This is a genomic window from Microbacterium sp. NPDC079176 (assembly GCF_040686675.1).
Classification (GTDB): Bacteria; Actinomycetota; Actinomycetes; order Actinomycetales; family Microbacteriaceae; genus Microbacterium.
The window spans coordinates 550755-568650 of record NZ_JBFBLM010000001.1 but is presented as its reverse complement, the minus strand read 5'-3'; the positions used below and the strand labels follow the sequence as shown (position 1 = coordinate 568650).

Genomic DNA, 17896 nt, shown 5'->3' with positions numbered 1-17896 from the left:
CGGTCATCCTGGGGAGGAAAAACAGTGCGAGTACTGGTTGCATGGGCTGGGGACACATCGCCCAACCTTGGAGTGAGAGCACTGGGCCGCGGCTCCGTAGATTTGCTCCGTCGCGTCTGGCCGGACGCCGAATTCACGCTCATCGACTTCGGCAACCGCCCGCAGTCCATCCCGTGGGGCCGTCCGCGATCGCTTGTCAAGGAGCGTGTGCTGGGGCGGGCAGGAATGATGGATTGGCTGTCGCAGTTCGATCTCCTCTGGGACACTCGCTCCGGGGACAGCTTCGCTGACATCTATGGCGCGGAGCGCCATGCGAAGATGTCGCTCGTCCATGAGTTCGCCAGCCAGACCGGCATGACCACCGCCCTTGCTCCGCAGACGATCGGCCCGTTCACGAGCAGGCAGGGCCGCTTGCTCGCACGACGTAATCTGCGGCGGTCCTCCCTCGTGTTCGCGCGAGACCCGATCAGCGCAGCGGCCTCGGCTCGGCTAGGCCGCCCGGTGGACGTCAGCGCCACCGACCTGGTCTTCGGAATCGACCAGCCAGCGACGACCGGAGAATTGTCGGACGTGCTCCTCAACGTGTCCGGATTGCTGTGGCGAGGGAGCGATCACGTGGACAGCGAGCGCTACCGGGAACTCATCCGCTCACTCATTCCCGCCCTGATCGCGGAAGGACGCCGGGTGACCCTGCTCCCCCACGTCCTCGACTCTCACGACCCTGACAACGACGTGCCCGTCTCGCGAGAACTCGAGAAGGAGTTCGACGGCCTCATCGACGTGCGGGTGCCGATCGATCTCGAAGATGCTCGCTCAGTGATCGCCGGCTCCGAGCTCGTCATCGGGGCGCGGATGCACGCGTGCCTGAACGCATTGTCCACCGGAACGCCAGCCGTCGCGATGGCCTACTCTCGCAAATTCCGGCCATTGATGAGCGAGTTGGGCTGGGAGCACGTGGTTCCGCTGGATGACCGGGATCTGGGCCTTCACGCCGTGATGGCCCAGGTCAGGGCGCCGGGTCTCGCGCAGCGCGCCGTCGATGCCCGAGCCACGGGTCGATCCCTCCTCGGTTCCGTCGCACAAAGGCTGGAGCAGCTCGCGTGAGCGGGGTGCGCACTCGGGTAGACGAGGTCGTCAGTCGCGACGCATGCAGTGGCTGTGGGTTGTGCACGCATCTCGACCGAGCGCTGCGGATGGATTACGACGCGGACGGGTACCTGCGGCCTGTCTCGATCGGAGCGCCCGACGAGATCGACGATGCCCAGCGCCTGTTCGACAGGTCGTGTCCAGGTGTGATCGTTCGTGCGCCACGGATCCCCGGGCGTCACCGTCACGATCTGCTCGGCGACTATGTCGAAGCGTGGGAGGCGTGGGCTGTCGACGAGGAGGTGCGGTTCGCTGGCAGCAGCGGAGGAGCGCTCACGGCCCTGCACTCCTGGCTTGTGGCCACCGGGCGCGCAGCCAGCATCATCGGCGGTGCGAAGGACCCGGCGGAACCCAGGCGCTCCGTCGCCGTGAAGATCATGACCAGAGAACAGGCAATCGCCGCAGCCGGCTCACGCTACGCGCCGCTTGCCACCCTGTCTCACCCCGATGCGCTCACCGCCTCGGCGGTCACCGCCAAGCCCTGCGAGGCATCAGCGCTGCGCGCCTTTGCCGGCAGCGGCACCGACGCTCCGCTCATTCTCTCGTTTTTCTGCGCCGGGACGCCCAGCCAGAAGGCTACGGACACTCTCCTGTCGTCTTTGGGCATGCCGCCGGAATCGAAAGTCGATGACCTCTGGTACCGCGGCCAGGGATGGCCGGGTCGGTTCACCGCCGTATCGGGTGAGAATCGCGTGGACGCGGAGTATGAGAGCTCCTGGGGCAGCACTCTCGGACCGACGACTCAATGGCGTTGCAAAGTCTGCGTCGACGGTGTGGGCGAATCTGCCGACATCGTATCGGCCGACTCCTGGGCGACAGACGAACGGGGCTACCCGCAATTCGCCGAGGACGCAGGCATGAGCGCGCTGATCGCAAGAACGCAACGCGGGAGAGACGTCATCCTCGAGGCAGTCTCCGAAGGTGTCATCGCCGTTCGCCCCCTCGGTATGTCGCGGCTAGCGGGTGCGCAGCCGCTGCAGACGACCCGGCGTCGCTATCTCCTGGCTCGTTTGATCGGCTCGCGTCTGGCCGGCCGCGTGCCCCCGAGATATCGTCGGTTTCGGTTCTTCACCGAAGGCCTCCGCGACCCGCGCACATTCGTCAGGGTATTGCGCGGCACGCGCCGCCGCGTCCGCCAGGCAATGCGACAGTCGTGAGTCCGTCACTGGCGCACACCGCCGCACGGGGAGCGTTCTTCACGATCCTGGCTCAGATCGCAAAGATCGTGCTCCAGTTACTCGCAGTGGTGATCCTGTCCCGTCTGCTGTCTCCTCACGACTACGGTCTCTTGGCCATCGTCCTCGTCGTCGTCGGTGTCGGCGAAATTTTCCGGGACTTCGGACTCACCTCTGCCTCCATTCAAGCCCCCGAGCTCACCACCGGGCAGCGCGACAACCTGTTCTGGGTCAACGCCGGCATCGGGGTGTTGCTCACGGTGGCACTGTATTTCCTCTCCTGGCCGATTGAATCAATCACGCGCGAGGCTGAGATCCTGGGAGTCGTGCAGTGGCTCGCGCCGCTGTTCCTCTTGAACGGTCTCGCCACCCAGCACCGCGCGAATCTGTCGCGCGAGCTCAAGTTCCGAGCGCTCGCCATCACGGAGGTGACCGCGACAGCCTTGGCTCTCGCCGCCGGCATCGCTGCAGCGCTGCTCGGAGCCGAGTACTGGGCACTTGTCCTTCAACAACTGGTGCTCGGAACCGCGATGCTCGTGGGCTCCGTGATCGCGGGTCGGTGGCTGCCTAGGCTGCCATCGCGCAAGCACAGCATTCGGAGCATGCTCCATTTCGGGTGGAACATCGTCGCTACCAACATGCTCATCTACGGTGGATCGCAGATCGACACAGTCATCATCGGACTGCGCTTCGGAACGACATCCCTCGGTCTCTACAACCGCGCATTCCAACTGGTGATGACGCCTCTCGGTCAGGTGCGGGCACCGATGAAGGGCGTCGCGCTCCCCGTCCTGTCTCGAGTGCAGGAGGATCGGCCGCGCTTCGACACCTACATCGCCTCTGCGCAGCTCGCCCTCGGCTACGCTCTCGGGATCCCGCTCGCACTGCTGGTGGGCCTTGCAGAACCGGTGGTTTCGGTGATGCTCGGTTCGCAGTGGGGCGACGCCGCCCCTATCGTGAGGTGCTTCGCCATCGCTGGGATGCTGACGACCCTGTCGTACGTGGGGTACTGGGTCTACCTCTCGCGTGGTCTCGGCAAGCAGCTGTTCCGCTACACCATCGTAACCACGCTCATCAAAGCAGCGTGCATCGCGGTGGGGTCGATGTTCGGGCTAGTCGGCGTCGCAGTCGCGTTCGCCATCGCACCCGCCATCGCCTGGCCGCTCTCGATCGCATGGCTCGCGCGGATCACGCCCATGCCGGTACGTCGCCTCTATGCAGGAGCCGCGCGAGTTCTTCTGCTCGCCGGCGGCGTTGCGCTCGCGGCTTATGGCACGAACGCGACCGGCCTGCCCTCCGTCGCATCGATCGGCGTCGGAATCCTGGCAGGCGGAGCAGTTGTCGGTCTGCTCCTCGTCTTCCCGGTGTTCCGGCACGATCTGAAGAGCCTGGTCGAGTTCGTGAAGCTCATGCTGACGCGGTAAAAAAGTGACGCCCGTCCGACCGGGGGCGGACAGGCGTCACCTTCGTGAGTCTCGGAGTGACTCTACTTCACCAGCAAGTCGTCGAACAGTACGGCAACCGGCCCATTCGTCGCGCTACCGGACAGGTACGTGAGCATGCCCACCTGCCCGGCTTGCTGCAGTTCCGCCTGCGAATCGGTCGTCGTGACCGTCCACGCGGCCGGTTCTGTAGTTCCGACCGGCCACACATTCCCGTTGAGGGTGGTGGTCCCGCCAACGCTCAGGAGCTGCAGACGCAGATTCAGCTGCGCGTTGGCCGAATGAGTGTATCCCGACAACGAGCGGTTCGCGATGGTCGTCTCGACACCGCCAACTACCTTGGCGATACTCACCGTGACGACGCCGGACGAGGCGATCCGCAGCTTCAGGCGATACTCTCCGGCCGTCGTCTTGCGCGAAGTCAGGTTGACGTGAGCACCACCACCGTTCGCCACACGGTCGGTAGCGACGACCACGCGCGCGTCGGAGTCGAGCACGCTCAACCCGGCGAGTGCAGCCCACCTCGTCTGGCCTGGCCCGGTCGTGAATCGCGCGGTTCCGCCAGCGACGCTGAGTCCAGCTGTGCCTGTCCAGGCGCCGCCGAACGGTGCAGTGCCGAGTCCCGGATCGATGTTTCGGTCGAAGTCATCCTGCGCGACGGGGTCGCCCGCAACCGGCGGCGCGGTGACCGTGACATTTCCGGCGAACGCCGCGCTCGCCGAGCCCTCACTGTCCGTCACCGTCAAGGTGACGGGGTATGTGCCTGCAGCAGCGTAGGTGTGCGTAGGATTCGCCTCGGCCGATGTCGAACCATCGCCGAACGACCATGCGTAGGCGGCAATGGTCGCTCCGTCCGACGCTGCGGACCCTGAGGAATTGAAAGCCACGGCGAGATCGGTGGCGCTCGCTGTGAAGGTCGCGACAGGATCGGCGTGTGGCGGGTCCACTGCAGGTCCGATCGCCGTCACATTGTCCACGGCCACGACAACCGGCGCGTTCGTCGTGCTCCCCGACAAATACGAGAGCACCCCGATCTGTCCAGCGCCCTGCAGCTCGGCTGTGGTATCAGACGCGGTGACGAACCATTCGGCCGGCTCACTGCCGCCTGCTGGCCAGACCTTGAGCCGCAGCGCGGTCACTCCCGAAACCGTTACGGTCTCCAACCGCATCAGCAGCTCGGCGTTCGCGGTCTGCGTGTAGCCGGTTAGCACCTTGCTGACCAGCTGCGTCTCGGTTGTTCCGAGCTGTCGGGCGAGGCTGACCGTAACCGCACCGGTCGACGAGATACGGAGCTTCGCCCGATAATCACCGGCCGAGCTCTTGTGTGTAAGGAGGTTGAAGTGCACGCCACCTCCGTTCGCGACTTTATTCACCGAAACCTGAGCAGTGACATTCAGGTCTCCCGCGTTCACGCCGCTGAGCATGCTCGAACGAGTCTGCCCCGGATTCATCGTGATCCGCCCCGTTCCCGTCTCGACGCTGAGACCGGCCGCACCGGTCCAGACGCCGCCGACGGGTGCGGTTCCCCAACCAGATCCTGACTGACGCTCGAAATCATCCTGGGCGACGAAGTTCTGAGCCGCGACGCTGATGCTCTTCACGACAGGCTCGCTGATCGCGCCCAGGCTATCGCTGACCGTGAGAGTCACCGAGTAGGTACCAGTCTCTGCGTACGGGTGCGAAGGGCTCACACCTGAACCGGTGCTTCCGTCGCCGAAGTCCCACGCGTAGGTCAGGGCCGCGCCGTCTGCAGCTGTCGACGACGTCGCGTCGAAGGTGGCGGTGAGTCCCGTCGCCGTCGAAGTGAAACCCGCCGTCGGCGCTTGGTGCGTCACTGTGACCTGTGAGGTCGCCGGCGTACTCACCGCTCCTTCGCTGTCCGTCACCGTCAAGGACACCGTGTATTCTCCGGCTGCCGGGAAGGTATGGGTGGGCGCCGCTTCTGTGGACGTCGCTCCGTCCCCGAAAGTCCAGGCGTACGAGGCGAGAGTCGCACCGTCGGTCGTGGTCGACGCGGAGGCATCGAACGCCACCGACAGACCCGCAGGTGCAGAGGTGATGACTGCGGTAGGAGCGAGATGCGGCGCTGTGGCGACGACGGAGATGGACTTCGTCGCTGTCATGTTGGCGCTGTCGCGCACGGTCACCCTTACTTCGTATGTTCCAGCCGCCTGATAGACGTGCGATGCGGTGACCCCTGTCGCGGTCTGCCCGTCACCGAAATCCCAGGAGTACTGAACGATCGACCGCCCTGCCGGCGCGGTGGATCCCGATGCGTCGAGCGTCCACGCGAGGTCGTCACCTGTTGCAACGGCGTCCGCGCTGGGTCGAGCCAGTTCCGCGCCCACTGCGTAGTGAGCGGCGACCTGATCAGCGCTCAGACTTGTGGGATACACAGCGACCTCGTCGATCCGCCCGCTGAACGACGATGAACTCGGCTGATTCGGCCAGCCGCCCAGGTTGTCTCCGCCCACGCGCCAGAACCCGTCATACGCCTGGGCCGTGGTCGTGTTCGGGTCGGAAGCGACGAGCACGCCGTCAACGTAGAGCTTCATGCCGCCGGCGCCCTGAGAAGCCACCACGTGGTGCCAGGCACCATTCCGATATGACGACGGAGAGGTGATGGTTCTGACCGCGCCGGGGTAAGCACCGAAGACCAGGCGCCCGTCATTCTGCATATAGAGATGACGATCGTAGCTTCCCGAGTTGCCCGTCGCAGCATTACCGAAACCGATGAGCTTGCCTCCCGAAGAGGTGGTCGTGTTGAACCACATCTCCACGGAGTACGTCGACGGACCGGCCACGCTCCGAGGCGAAGCGATACCGCTCGAAGCCGAGCCATTGAAATTAGCGGAACCACCGCCTGCGTCCGCCCCGATCGCAGTTCCGGCTGACCAAGTCACGCCCGAACCGACGACGCCGTCGTTGGACCCAGCCCAGTCGACAGCACCATCTCGATTGCCGAGCCTCCAATAGGTGGCCGGGTCGTCGTTCAGCACAGCGTTCGCGTACTCAGAGGGCGGCGTCGAACTTACCGTCACCGATACCGAAGCACTCGATGTAGCATTGCCGTCACCGTCTCGAGCCACCACGCGGTACGTCTGAGCAGAGCCGGAGGGCAGCCCCGTGTCCTCGAGCGTCACCTGCGGCATATTCCAGAAGGTGGAGCTGGCAGTCTTTGAGGAGACAGGTGCCGCTGCGCCGTCGCGCCAGAGCTCGTATGTCAGGTTGAGATCGTCCCGATCCCAGTTCGCGGGAATGGAGACACGCACGGATTCGGCGCGAACGGACTTCGCAACGGGCACCCATGCGGCGCCCGTGAGCCGTGGAGCCTGCTTGGCGCCACCGGCGGGGTGCGTGGAGAAACGTGCGATCCCCTGGTTGCGCTGGGAGTTCACATAGGGGAACTCGCCTCCGACGACGACGTATTCCCCGTTGCCGGTGACGGTCCAACCCGCCTGGCCCGAGCCCGACGCCGTGCCTGTAGTCCAATCCGGGTACCAGTTCACCGCAGCCGGCGCAGGGTAACCGCCCCAGTCGGCATAGATCGAGTTGACTGAGGGCGACGTGGTCAGGGTTCCCTTCTGCGCCGCCGTGTAGATCGTGGCGTGCCTCAGGTTTCCGGGCGCGGGGTACGCCTGCGGAAGGCCGCCGGCGGTCTGGCAATCGTGCTCGTGACCCGTGCTGTAGACGTTCGTGCCGTCCGAGTACACGCCGTAGTGGTCGCCGTGGCAGTCCGCGATCCAGCGCACCGCTCCAGTGCCCGCCTCGGCAGCGAAGAGACCCTCGAGGTTGCCGACCGTCTTGTCGGCGAACACCCACCCTGTGCCGTAGACGGCTGAGCCGTCCGTCGTCAGGGTCGAGATCCCGGCCTTTCCGGCGCTGCTGCCGGTTCCCCACCCGTTCTTGACCGTAGCGGTGACCGCCCAGGGCAGGACCGCACCGTTGTTCACGTCCAGAGCCGCGAGGCCCCTCTGCGAGGCGTCGTTCACCATCGCAAAGCGACCGCCGATGAGGAGCTTCTCCTGAGTCGGATCCATTACCATCGTGTCGACCTGACGATCGGTCGTGGGCGCCCACCCGAGAACCGCGCCGGCGCGGCTCACTGCGGCGAGATTCTTGCGCACCTGCCCGCCGGCGGCGCCGATCAGTCCACCGATGTAGATCGTCGAGTCGGTCGCGACGATTGCGTTCACATACGAACCGCCCATGGCCGGCTTGAACGAGGAGACCAGCTGCCCCGTGGCAGTGTCGAACGCTGCGAAGTTGAAACGGGTCTGACCGTCGACGGAGTTGAAAGAGCCACCGACGTAAAGACGCGTGCCGTCGGGCGACACTGCGAGCGCTCGCACCGTGCCGTTGATCTGCGGCGCAAAGGCCGTCGCGACTCCGGTGTTGATGTCGTAGGCGAGCAGATTGCTACGGGGCATGAGGTTGGCCCCTTGCGCCGCACCCGCCGGGCGGGCATTGGAGAAGGTACCTCCTGCGTAGACGGTGTTGCCGTTGATCACCTGCGCCAGGACGATGCCGGAGTCGATCTGCACCGTAGGCAAGGGGTCGGCCGTCACCGTGCTCTCATTGCGTTGTTCGATGGGCGCGCGCTGATCAGCAGCAGATGCAGGAGCCCCCACTCCGGTCGCGAAGCCCACGCCTATCACTGTCGAGGCCACCAGCATCGCCAAGAGGCGGTGGAGGCGAGAAGGACGGTTCATTCGGGTATCTCCTAGATCTCACCGACGAACAGCGCAACCGGCGCGCCCGCCACATACTCGACTGTGATGGAAAGGTCGTCCCGCTGCTCTGCGGGAATACCGAAGACATAGGTGCCCACTGCATCGCCGCCCGCGGCGATCTCGCCGGAGAAGGGCGCGGCGGGAGCGGAAGTGGTCGGCTGACCGAAGGCGCCGTCAGCGCCGGTCAGCGAGACCATCACCGAGCTGAGATCGACGGTCGAATCGGTGCCGTTCGTGATCTTCAGTCGCACCGCGACGGCCGGACCGGCGATCTCCCCGGGGGTTTCAGCCTTGGTCTCTACACGTTCAGCCTCCGTGACGGCGATGACCATCCCGTCGTCGAGTTCCGCGGGTCGATCCAGCGGAGTCTCTGCCGCGGCGGCAGCTGGAACGGGCTGATCCTCTTCAGCCACGACGACGTCGTCAACCGTCCCCCCGCGCGGCGCAGGCACAGTGGCCGTGGCGACAGGATCAGAGTTCTGCGATCCGTCAGCGATCGGTTCCGAGGTGCATCCAGCGAGCAGCAGCCCAGCTACGAGCACAGCTGACGCGCCGAGCGCGGTTCTCCCGCATCCGAGTACGCTCGAATATTTGTTCCCCATGGTCATCTCCCCAGACGACGGCTGTCACGCGAAGACACGCGACAGATAATTCCCCAGTGAATCTCCCGCCCCACGCGGGAGAGGGCCGCGCGCCCCAATCACGCAGACGGCCCTTCAGCGCCAGAATATCACGGTTCGCGCACAAGGCAAGCAAAAAGTCGCCGACCGGTGCACACGTCGATGAGAACTACGACCCGACGGTCCGTCTCACCCGGGATCGAACGGCATCGAGCACCCGATCCCGCTTGGCGGTACGAAGGAATCGCCGGACCTCCCGCTCATCGGCGAACAGTTCTCGTCCAGTCCAGAAATCCGCGAGCATCGCAGTACCCGAAGCATCCAGCCGTCCCAGCGCCCTGCGATGCACAGCAAACAGGGGAGCCTCCCATCGGGTCACCTCCGCCAGCGCGGCGCCCACGCCCGCGCCGTCAGCGGCTCCGCCCCAGACGGTCGGCGACTGGATCGCTTCTCCGTCGAGCATCTCCGACCAGCCTCCACTGCGTCGCGCAACCCAGCCCGAGTACAGGAAGAACTCCGAGAGATTCTGCTTCACGAACTCCTCCGCGAAAGGGCGGCCCGAACGGTCGGCGACGTCGGCGATGACGGACTGCGCCACTTCTGTGTTCATCACGAACGGCGTCGACGTCGGTGGGAATCGGTCGGCAAGCGACTCGCTCAATCCGAGGTACGCCAGTGTCGTGCGCAGCCGAGGAAGAAGCGGATGCGCTGCGTAGCTGTGGAAGCCGCCACGAGCCCGCCCATCGGGCGTGACGAAGTCGCTGCGTGCGACCGACCTCACGAAGTGATTCTTCGCGTCGAGCAACACATACCACGGCGTCTCGACGGTTGTGGAGACCGAGATCTTCAGCACCTGTTGGAGGGTCCAGCCCGACGCAAACGGCAGATGGGTCAGTTCCTCGGCGCGGCCGATCCGGACTCGCGGCGCAAGCACTCCGTACTCGGAGAGGAGACTTCTGCGAGCACGCGTCCCGAGCCCCGGCGAGCCGTTGTCGATGACGATGATGGTCTCCACCACCGAGGCATCGAGGAACCGCGCCATAGAACGGGCCTGCAGCCGGAGAAGTGCGTCCTCCGCACGGAAGGTGACCGTGACGAACGTCAGGCCCTTCGTCTGCCCGTCGGTCATCGCATCGACCTGTCGAACGGCCGCAGCGGATCAGCGGCGAACTCGAGGACGTCGTCCGCGGTGAGTCTCGAGTCCGCCGTCGACCGGCTGGTCTCGAGACGGAGTCCGGGACCCGCCAGCTGCTGAGCCACCTCAGGAAAGCTGGAGAAGTGCGGACCGATGAGATGCCCGGCTCCGGCGAGAAGGTAGAGGTCGACGACAGACGACTCCAAGGCTCTCCGGGTGTTGTACCCGCCCTTGTCCTCTAGCGCGAAGGTGGAGGGGATGGCGTCCTGGATAGTCTGCTGCGCCTCAGGCGTGTCCGCTGATACGAAGAAGCTCACATCGCGCTCCGCGCGTATCTCCTTCATCCGCTGGACATACCACTCGACGGGAGAGTGCTCCAGTGTCTGAGCGTTCGAGACCGCGTGAGTCCGGACCATCACGCCGACGTAGGGTCGGCCCATCAATCTCTCACCATGCAAGGCGCGCACCCGATCCTCGATGGCGGCAACCGGCTCGAGCCGCTGGAGCAGTCGCCCCCACGGCTCGGAATCCGGCGGCAAAGTGAGGGCGTGCGGAGTGCGAATCTGCCAGACGCTGTCGTCTGCAGCCGATTCCATCCATTCGAGCGAGTGATTCCGGTAGGGATGCCGCAGCGAGAGCAGGCGTGATTCCGCAACCGAGATCCTGCGTTCGTCGAATCGCCAGAGGTCCGTCAGATCGGCGCCGAATCGCCTCCCGGTGGGCCAGGTGTAGGAGAACGAACGCCCTTGCGTCCGCGCCAGCGACAGCGCTCCGAGCGTCACCCGGAGCCGGTTGCCCAGACCGTGGTACGCGCCGATGAATGCGACGACCCGCTTCGACGAACTCTCACCCATGACGCGTCGCTGCCTCTCTTGCAGTGCGCACGAAGCGCCATCCCTCCCATGTTCCCCGAGCCGCGGGCCACAGAGTGCGAAGCGGCCGCACGAACTGGCGCCTCCCACCTCGAAGCAGAATGTCCCACGCCGCTTTCGGCGCGGTACGCACCCAACGTCGCTGTGCGGCCGGCGGCACATGTTTGGCAGCGAACACCAGACGGTTACGGGTGTTGAAACGGTAATAGATCGCTGACTTGGACCGGCCGCCCCCCTGGGTGCCGCCAGGGCTGTGGACAGCGACGATGCTCTCGTCCACCTTGATTCGACCGCCAGCCGCAACCACGCGGACGGAGAGATCCACATCCTCCCAGTACAGGAAGTAGTCGTCATCGAAGCCGCCGACGCGGTTCCACAGCTCAGCCCCCACCGCTAGGCAGGCTCCGCTGACCCAGATGGCTGAGGCGGCATACCGGCGCCCGCCCACCGCCCTGCGAAGGGATCCTGTGGCGAGATCCACTTCCATCGCCGAGGAGAAGTGGCCGCCGTCGGGACGCAACACCATCGGCGCGACGAGGGTGCCGGGCTCGGAGCCCGCCGCCACGAGGCGCGCGAGTCCGTCCTCGGGGATGTATGCGTCAGGGTTGAGCAGCACGAGCACCTCCGCTCCGCGCGCTATCGCCGCGCTGGCCGCGAGGTTCATGCCTCCGCCGAACCCCAGATTCGACGCCGGCGTCAGCAGGTTCCAGCCGGCACGCGCGCTGAGTGCGACAAGCTCCGCACGCTCCTCGGGCGTGCTGAGGTTGTCGACGATGACGACATCCATGTTCTCGGGAACCGCAGTCCTCGCGAGGTTCTCCTCCAGCAGACGGTGCGAACCGTAGTTGACGATTAGGAGCGCCGACCGGATGCTCATCGGGTCCGCTCGCCATCGATCCGCCTCATGTCGCGGAACCATTTGATCGCGGCCGCGATGAGAAAGACCAGGCAGCACACAGCCAGTGCGCCGTAGAGAAGGATGAATCCGGAGGTCCAGCCCCAGAAAACGAAAGCGGCGCAGAGGATGCCGAAGTCGGTCGGCAACAGCAGGAACGAGCGCATGCTCCCACCACCTCCCACGGCCGTGGATGAGGCCACGGACGCTTTGCCCTTCAGGAGGTCGTTGAGGATCATCCCGAAGAAGGTCGTGTTGGCCACCACAGCGAATATCAACGGAAAAGCAAGCATCCCGATGGACAGGATATCGACGCGCGCCAGGCCAACGAGCACCGCGAGGTGGAGACTGCTGATCTTCAAGGCGTCGATGAAGTGGTCGAGCCACTCCCCTGCAAGGGACCCACCCCCGCGCAGACGAGCAACCTGCCCGTCTGCCGAGTCGAGCGCATAGCCGACCGCGAGCAGAAGCCAGATCGCGAGACCGGACAGCAGGGTCACCGGGGCGGCTGCGATCAGGGCGATGCCCGTGAACGTGAACAGCGCGCTGACCAGGGTCACCTGATTGGGGGTCGCACCCAAACGGTATGCGACCGCCGCGAAGAACCGCCCAACCGGTCGATTCACGTAGAGCGAGTACGCGGGCGCGCCTGCAGCACGTCCCTTCTGCGCGGAACGGAGACGCGCGAGCGTCTGCGCGAATGACTCCGACGCGCCGGATTCCCCAACTTCAGCATGCGTGCTCACGAGGATCAGTATGCCCTGCTGCGCCCGCTGGCGGGTTCAGACGGTACATTGTCTCATTGGGAAGGGGGCGTTGTGGGGACTCTCCGTGTCATGCAGACGTTCGGCGTGCCGAGGCCGACGACGAATCCGTACATCGTGCAGCTCGCCGCTGCCCTCGAGGCCGAACCTCGGATCGAGCACTTGCCTTTCCGGTGGCACTCCGCGCTTTTCGGCGGGGTCGATGTGCTGCACGTGCATTGGGCGGACACTCTGCTGGCGGGACGTACGCCGCTCACGCGCTCAGCGAAGCGTGTCGCGATGGCCTTGTTGCTGCTGCGCATCAGAGTGCGTCGCATTCCGGTGGTTCGGACGGTGCACAATCTCAGCCTGCGTGACGCAGGTCGCATGGACGCGACGTTGATGCGGATGCTCGAACGACGGACGAAGCTTCGGATTCATCTGACTCCGACGACCCCGGATGAACCCGGGACGCCCTCGGTTGTGATTCCGCATGGACACTACGTCGAGTGGTTTGCCCAGTTCCGCCAGGAGGACATGGTGCCCGGTCGGATCGGATATGTCGGCTTGCTGAAAGTGTATAAAGGCATCGACCGGCTGCTACAGGCGTTCGGCGAGGCGAAGACCCCCGGAATCTCGCTCAGGCTCGCCGGCAAACCAGCCGACGAAGACACCGCTGCCTTCGTCGCCCAACGGCTACCTGCATTGCCGGACGCTCAAGCCGAGCTCCGGTATGTGAGCGAGGCAGAACTCGTCGCTCTCGTGACCTCGAGCGAGGTCGTGGTGCTGCCATATCGGGAGATGCACAATTCCGGGGCTGCCCTGGCCGCTCTTTCTCTGTCACGGCCTGTAGTCGTCCCCGCCAACCCGACCAATGCCGCGCTCGCTGAAGAGGTTGGGGCCGGGTGGGTGCTGCAGTTCGACGGAGCCCTCGATGGCGCTGCGTTGGACCTTGCGCTCTCTCAGTCGCGTTCCGCGGATCGCCCAGTCGGCCCCGATCTCTCCGGACGAGGCTGGTCCGAGGCCGGGAGACTCCACGCAGACGCTTATCTGCGCGTCGCGGGAGACCAAGCGCGAAGGAAAGAGCGACGGTGAATCGACATGTGATCGCGATACCGACATTTCGTAGGCCGAAGGCGTTGGTGCGCGCACTGCACGCGGTCGAGATGCAGCTCCATGAGGTGCATCCGCCGGACAATGCCATGATCCTCGTGATCGACAACGACCCCGCTGGGTCAGGACGCGCGACTGCTGAGTCCTTCGGCGTGCAGTACGTCGTGGAACCGTCGCCGGGGATTGCTGCCGTGCGGAATCGAGCTCTGACAGAGTGCGCGGATGCCGCGACGGTCATCTTCATCGACGACGACGAGGCACCCGAACCGGGCTGGCTTACCGCGCTCTTGAGCGTCTACCGTCGCTTCTCGCCGACCGCGGTGGCGGGCAAGGTCGTCACCACCTTCCCCAGCGATACTGAAGAATGGGTCCGTGCGAGCGGCGCCTTCATACGGCCACAACGCAGGCATGAGCAGCTGATGACCGAGGCTGCGACGAACAATCTGCTCCTGGACATCGCCGAGATTCAGCGCCTCGGGCTGAGGTTCGACGAGCGATTCGGTCTGACCGGCGGTAGCGACAGCATGTTCACTCGGCTCTTGACCGCGCGAGGGGGAACCATCCGGTGGGCCGAGGATGCCGTCGTGGTGGAACAGGAGGACGCTGGGAGATTCACACGCGCCTGGATACTCATGCGGACGTTCCGTTTCGGTAACACCTCTACTCGGGTGACGATCGCACTCGCCGATACCGCGGTGGCACGCGTCAGTGCTCGCGCGAGAATGGCGGCACGGGGTGCAGTCCGTATCGTCGGCGGTGCTGGTCGATGGGTGCTCGGCGCCGTGTCAGGATCTCTGCCTCATCGTGCCCGCGGGCTACGAACCGCGTACCGCGGGGCGGGGATGGTCGCCGCCGCGACGGGCTATGCGCATGACGAGTACGGCCGTCGGCGCGCAAAGCAGGCCGCCTGACCCGCGCTTCCTTCCCCGGCGAGGATGGCCACACCAGCCCCCCTCGGCCACCGAGCGGCTGGATATCACGACGATGAGGCCCGGCGCTCACGAGCGCCGGGCCTCATCGTCGGTCATGCCGCTGGGCATCGGCGTCCGATGTCAGTCCAGGACAACGAAGGAGTTGGCAACGGCCTTGGTGGCCTCCCAGATGTTTCCACTGAGTGATGGGGCATTGGTCTGAGGAGCGATCACCGCACATGTGCGGTGGAGACGCTCCGGCCCGAAGACATTGCCCACGATCGACGGGCGGATGGGCTGCGGCGTGGCGGCGATGTTGATGCTGCATGCCCCGCCCTGGATGTAGTTATCCCGGATCGTCAGAGTGCCCAGTTGTGCGAGGCTCTTGTTCTGAGTCACCTGGATCGCTGCATTATGCGCATCTTCCAGCCTGTTGCCCTCGATGAGAATGGAACCGCCCGCTTCGATCTGAATCGAATCGTCGTGCGTCGCCGCCCCGTTGCGGAGCGGATCGCTTGCCCAATACGAGCTGTCGTGCAGCCATGAGGCTCGCACCGTGACGTTGTTGCCGATGATGCGGATCGGATCCACCACGTTATAGATCTCGACGCGTTCTGCGACGAAATTCGACCCGAATATGCCGTTCCAGCGCGGATTCTCGTACGCTGCGTAGATCTCGGAATCCCTGATCGTAAAGGGCTGACCGGAGACAACGTTGGACACCAGACCGACGCTGTTGGCGTTTTGCCCGCCCACGATGCGGGAGTTCCGGATGACGACCCCCGGCGCTTTGATGATGATGGAACCGCGCACCTCAACACCGTCGATCACCGTGTTCGCTTTCTCGACGACAAGGTCACCGTTGTGCACGGAGAGAGCAGTTCCCTGCGGTACCCCCGTGTTCGTGGCGTCTGGTAGATCGCCACTGGAGGTCGCCGGCCGCGACGGTTCCGGGGTGGGCTTGGGAGCCGGTGCAGGCGGGGAAGACGGGGTGGGCTTGGGAGCCGGCGTGGGCTTGGGAGCCGGTGCAGGCGGGGAAGACGGCGTGGGCTTGGGAGCCGGCGCGGGCGCCTGCGGTGCAGCGACGGCTTTGAGCTCCAGTACGCGCGCGCTCAACTTGCCGCCTGATTGCTGCGCGTACAGAGTGAGTCGGCTCGACCCGGATTGCAGTCGATTCTTCGACTTGTCAGACGCCTTCACAGAAACGCTGGCGCCCTGACCGATCCGAGTCGTCGTCGTGAGCTTGACCTCGGAAGTTCCCGACACCGTCAGGTTGATCGAGAGTCGTTCTCCGGCACGGAGCTTCACTGGCAGTTGCTTCGCGGAGGAGAGCGAAGTCGACGTGTGCCCGGCGCCTGTCGTGTTGTTGCGTTTGATGGTGACAACCGTGATGCCAGTCGAGTAGACGCGCGCTTGAGCGACGTAGGCACCGCCCTTGCCCGTCCGGGCTTCGACGGATGTGTAGACGCTCGTCCCGGCCTTCGGGAGCGTGCTGAGGCTCAGGGTCGCCCGAGCACTCCCATCGGCGCTCGACGCGGAACTTATCGCAATCGTCCTCGTCGATCCGGGGCGGATGTCGTAGGTCTCCGCCGCCATCGCGGGCTGCGGAGACGCGACGCAGCACACGACGATCGCGGCGATCACGCTGGCGACCAACATAGGTCGCTCGCGGGGACGGTCTCGCTGGCGTCTGGGGAAAATGTCGCGGAGCAAAGTCATATCGAAAGTCGGGCCCTTTTCATGAAGAATCTTGCTTCTTACGCCGAGCCTGAACAGTTCTCCTTAAGCATCGCAGCCGGTCAAGCCGGCAACAGCGCTCGTCGGAACCGACGGAGCTCGGATCCCTCCCCCAGGGAGAACGATACATCATCGTTATCTACGGGATTCTCCGCGCAGCTCAGAGCTCGCCGGGCTTCATCGCCTCGGCGTCGATGGCCCGGATGATGCGCACGGTCGCGGTGTCCGGCTTCGGCTCGCCCGTCGTCGCGTCCGCCTTCACACGCCGTTTCGGCGCATATACGACCAGGGAGTGGAAGAGGAATCGCGCGAAGAAGGCGACGATGAGCGACAGCCCCGTCGCGAGCACGCTGGAGATATGCCAGGTCTCGACCATGAGCGCCATCACGGGGATCCGCAGTGCGGCTTCGACGTTGTTGAAGGTGAACGACGCGGCGAATCGGCCGCCCAGTCCGCGTGCGTCCGTGCGCATGTCTGCGAAGACGAACCGCTCCTGCAGGAGGAAGTTGCCGATGATCGTGACCTCGGCGCCGATGATCGCGGCCCATATATAAGGAACACCTGCGGCGGTGAGCAGCCACATGATCCCCAGGTTCGCGGCCGCGCCGATCACTCCGATGATCGCGAAGAGCGACATCTTGCCGAATCGGAGTCTGGCCAGGTGCGCCACGAAAGTCGCCCCCTGACGCAGGCTCGCCTTGGAGGTCCCGTGACGACGCTCGCCGAACTCCATCGGCACCTCGGCGATGCGGAGGTCCGTGCGAGCGAGGATCTCGAGGAGGATCTTGAATCCCTGCGGCTTGAGGGCGGCCAGGTCCAGACGCGACCGGTCGACGAGGAAGAACCCGGTCATCGGATCGGTGCTGCGGGCGAGACGGATCGGGAACATCGCCCGTGTCAGCCAGGTGGCCGCCCTGGAGACACCGAAGCGGACCGCCGTTCCCAAGCCGCTCGTGTCGCCGCCGCCGATGTATCTCGAGGCGGCGACGAGATCGGCACCGCCTTCGCCGTGCCTTCCCAGGAGAACGGGAAGCAGCTCGGGCGGATGCTGCAGGTCGCCGTCCATGACGATGCAGAGATCGTGCTGTGCGGCCTCCAGCCCGACGACGACCGCTCCCCCGAGCCCACCGGTGTTGTCGGCCCGGTGGATCACGCGCACGGGCAGCGGAGCATCGGCTGCCACCCGCTCGACCTCGGCGGCCGTGCTGTCTGTGCTGTCGTCGACGAACAGGATCTCGGCGTCGTACGCGGCGAGCGCGAGCGCGGTGCGGGCCACCAGTTCAGCGACGTTGTCGCGTTCGTTGAAGGTCGGCACGATGACGGTGACCGCTGTCCCCACTGTCCGCCCCCCTTCGCCTGTGCCGGCATCACTGC

13 protein-coding genes are annotated in these 17896 nt (G+C 65.2%); 5 read left to right on the top strand and 8 right to left on the bottom strand.

What is annotated here, in order from left to right; translation table 11 throughout:
- Window positions 1-24: 24 nt before the first annotated feature.
- The 3 genes from AB0P11_RS02700 to AB0P11_RS02690 are packed head-to-tail and all read left to right on the top strand — an operon-like array spanning window position 25 to window position 3745.
- On the top strand, window positions 25-1104 hold the full coding sequence (locus tag AB0P11_RS02700) for a polysaccharide pyruvyl transferase family protein (RefSeq protein WP_140038591.1): 1080 nt from the start codon (window positions 25-27) through the stop codon (window positions 1102-1104).
- Window positions 1101-2303 (top strand): Coenzyme F420 hydrogenase/dehydrogenase, beta subunit C-terminal domain, encoded by a 1203-nt coding sequence (locus tag AB0P11_RS02695; RefSeq protein WP_363519514.1) that lies wholly within the window; start codon window positions 1101-1103, stop codon window positions 2301-2303. The genes AB0P11_RS02700 and AB0P11_RS02695 overlap by 4 nt, the downstream gene beginning before the upstream one ends.
- Complete coding sequence (locus AB0P11_RS02690; protein ID WP_363519511.1) at window positions 2300-3745, top strand: lipopolysaccharide biosynthesis protein; 1446 nt, start codon at window positions 2300-2302, stop codon at window positions 3743-3745. The genes AB0P11_RS02695 and AB0P11_RS02690 overlap by 4 nt, the downstream gene beginning before the upstream one ends.
- Before the next feature lie 62 nt (window positions 3746-3807).
- On the opposite strand, the gene AB0P11_RS02685 is transcribed toward AB0P11_RS02690, so the two are convergent.
- From AB0P11_RS02685 to AB0P11_RS02660, 6 genes are all read right to left on the bottom strand, one after another.
- The gene (locus tag AB0P11_RS02685) at window positions 3808-8331 is read right to left on the bottom strand and encodes a PKD domain-containing protein (RefSeq protein WP_363519508.1); all 4524 of its coding nucleotides are present in this window, start codon (window positions 8329-8331) and stop codon (window positions 3808-3810) included.
- A 155-nt stretch (window positions 8332-8486) separates the two neighbouring features.
- The gene (locus tag AB0P11_RS02680; protein ID WP_363519505.1) at window positions 8487-8828 is read right to left on the bottom strand and encodes a DUF4352 domain-containing protein; all 342 of its coding nucleotides are present in this window, start codon (window positions 8826-8828) and stop codon (window positions 8487-8489) included.
- A gap of 457 nt (window positions 8829-9285) precedes the next feature.
- Window positions 9286-10245, bottom strand: coding sequence for a DUF6492 family protein (locus tag AB0P11_RS02675; RefSeq protein ID WP_363519502.1), 960 nt, complete (start codon window positions 10243-10245; stop codon window positions 9286-9288).
- Window positions 10242-11105: a hypothetical protein gene (locus AB0P11_RS02670; RefSeq protein ID WP_140036041.1), complete on the bottom strand. Its 864-nt coding sequence runs from the start codon at window positions 11103-11105 to the stop codon at window positions 10242-10244. The genes AB0P11_RS02675 and AB0P11_RS02670 overlap by 4 nt, the downstream gene beginning before the upstream one ends.
- Window positions 11098-12000, bottom strand: coding sequence for a glycosyltransferase (locus AB0P11_RS02665; protein ID WP_363519499.1), 903 nt, complete (start codon window positions 11998-12000; stop codon window positions 11098-11100). The genes AB0P11_RS02670 and AB0P11_RS02665 overlap by 8 nt, the downstream gene beginning before the upstream one ends.
- Window positions 11997-12764, bottom strand: a complete 768-nt coding sequence (locus AB0P11_RS02660; RefSeq protein ID WP_363519496.1) for a CDP-alcohol phosphatidyltransferase family protein — start codon at window positions 12762-12764, stop codon at window positions 11997-11999. The genes AB0P11_RS02665 and AB0P11_RS02660 overlap by 4 nt, the downstream gene beginning before the upstream one ends.
- 90 nt (window positions 12765-12854) lie before the next feature.
- On the opposite strand from AB0P11_RS02660, the gene AB0P11_RS02655 reads away from it, so the two are divergent.
- Window positions 12855-13856 (top strand): glycosyltransferase, encoded by a 1002-nt coding sequence (locus tag AB0P11_RS02655; RefSeq protein ID WP_363519493.1) that lies wholly within the window; start codon window positions 12855-12857, stop codon window positions 13854-13856.
- A complete protein-coding gene (locus AB0P11_RS02650) occupies window positions 13853-14785 on the top strand; it encodes a glycosyltransferase (RefSeq protein WP_363519490.1) in 933 nt (310 codons plus the stop codon). Before AB0P11_RS02655 ends, AB0P11_RS02650 begins: the two co-directional genes overlap by 4 nt.
- 141 nt (window positions 14786-14926) lie before the next feature.
- Here the strand turns inward: AB0P11_RS02650 and AB0P11_RS02645 are convergent, their stop codons facing one another.
- Together AB0P11_RS02645 and AB0P11_RS02640 are read right to left on the bottom strand one after the other, a co-directional pair.
- The gene (locus AB0P11_RS02645) at window positions 14927-16444 is read right to left on the bottom strand and encodes a hypothetical protein (protein ID WP_363519487.1); all 1518 of its coding nucleotides are present in this window, start codon (window positions 16442-16444) and stop codon (window positions 14927-14929) included.
- Window positions 16445-16682: 238 nt separating this feature from the next.
- Window positions 16683-17861 carry a glycosyltransferase gene (locus AB0P11_RS02640; protein ID WP_363519484.1) on the bottom strand — a complete coding sequence of 393 codons (1179 nt, stop codon included), beginning with the start codon at window positions 17859-17861 and terminating at the stop codon, window positions 16683-16685.
- Window positions 17862-17896 lie beyond the last annotated feature (35 nt).

Bases quoted from the DNA above. Each gene is read 5' to 3' on its own strand.
- AB0P11_RS02665 (WP_363519499.1), bottom strand. From the start codon at position 12,000: ATGAGCATCCGGTCGGCGCTCCTAATCGTCAACTACGGTTCGCACCGT.
- AB0P11_RS02680 (WP_363519505.1), bottom strand. From the start codon at position 8,828: ATGGTCATCGCCGTCACGGAGGCTGAACGTGTAGAGACCAAGGCTGAA.
- AB0P11_RS02675 (WP_363519502.1), bottom strand. From the start codon at position 10,245: ATGACCGACGGGCAGACGAAGGGCCTGACGTTCGTCACGGTCACCTTC.
- AB0P11_RS02645 (WP_363519487.1), bottom strand. From the start codon at position 16,444: ATGTTGGTCGCCAGCGTGATCGCCGCGATCGTCGTGTGCTGCGTCGCG.
- AB0P11_RS02655 (WP_363519493.1), top strand. From the start codon at position 12,855: ATGCAGACGTTCGGCGTGCCGAGGCCGACGACGAATCCGTACATCGTG.
- AB0P11_RS02670 (WP_140036041.1), bottom strand. From the start codon at position 11,105: ATGGGTGAGAGTTCGTCGAAGCGGGTCGTCGCATTCATCGGCGCGTAC.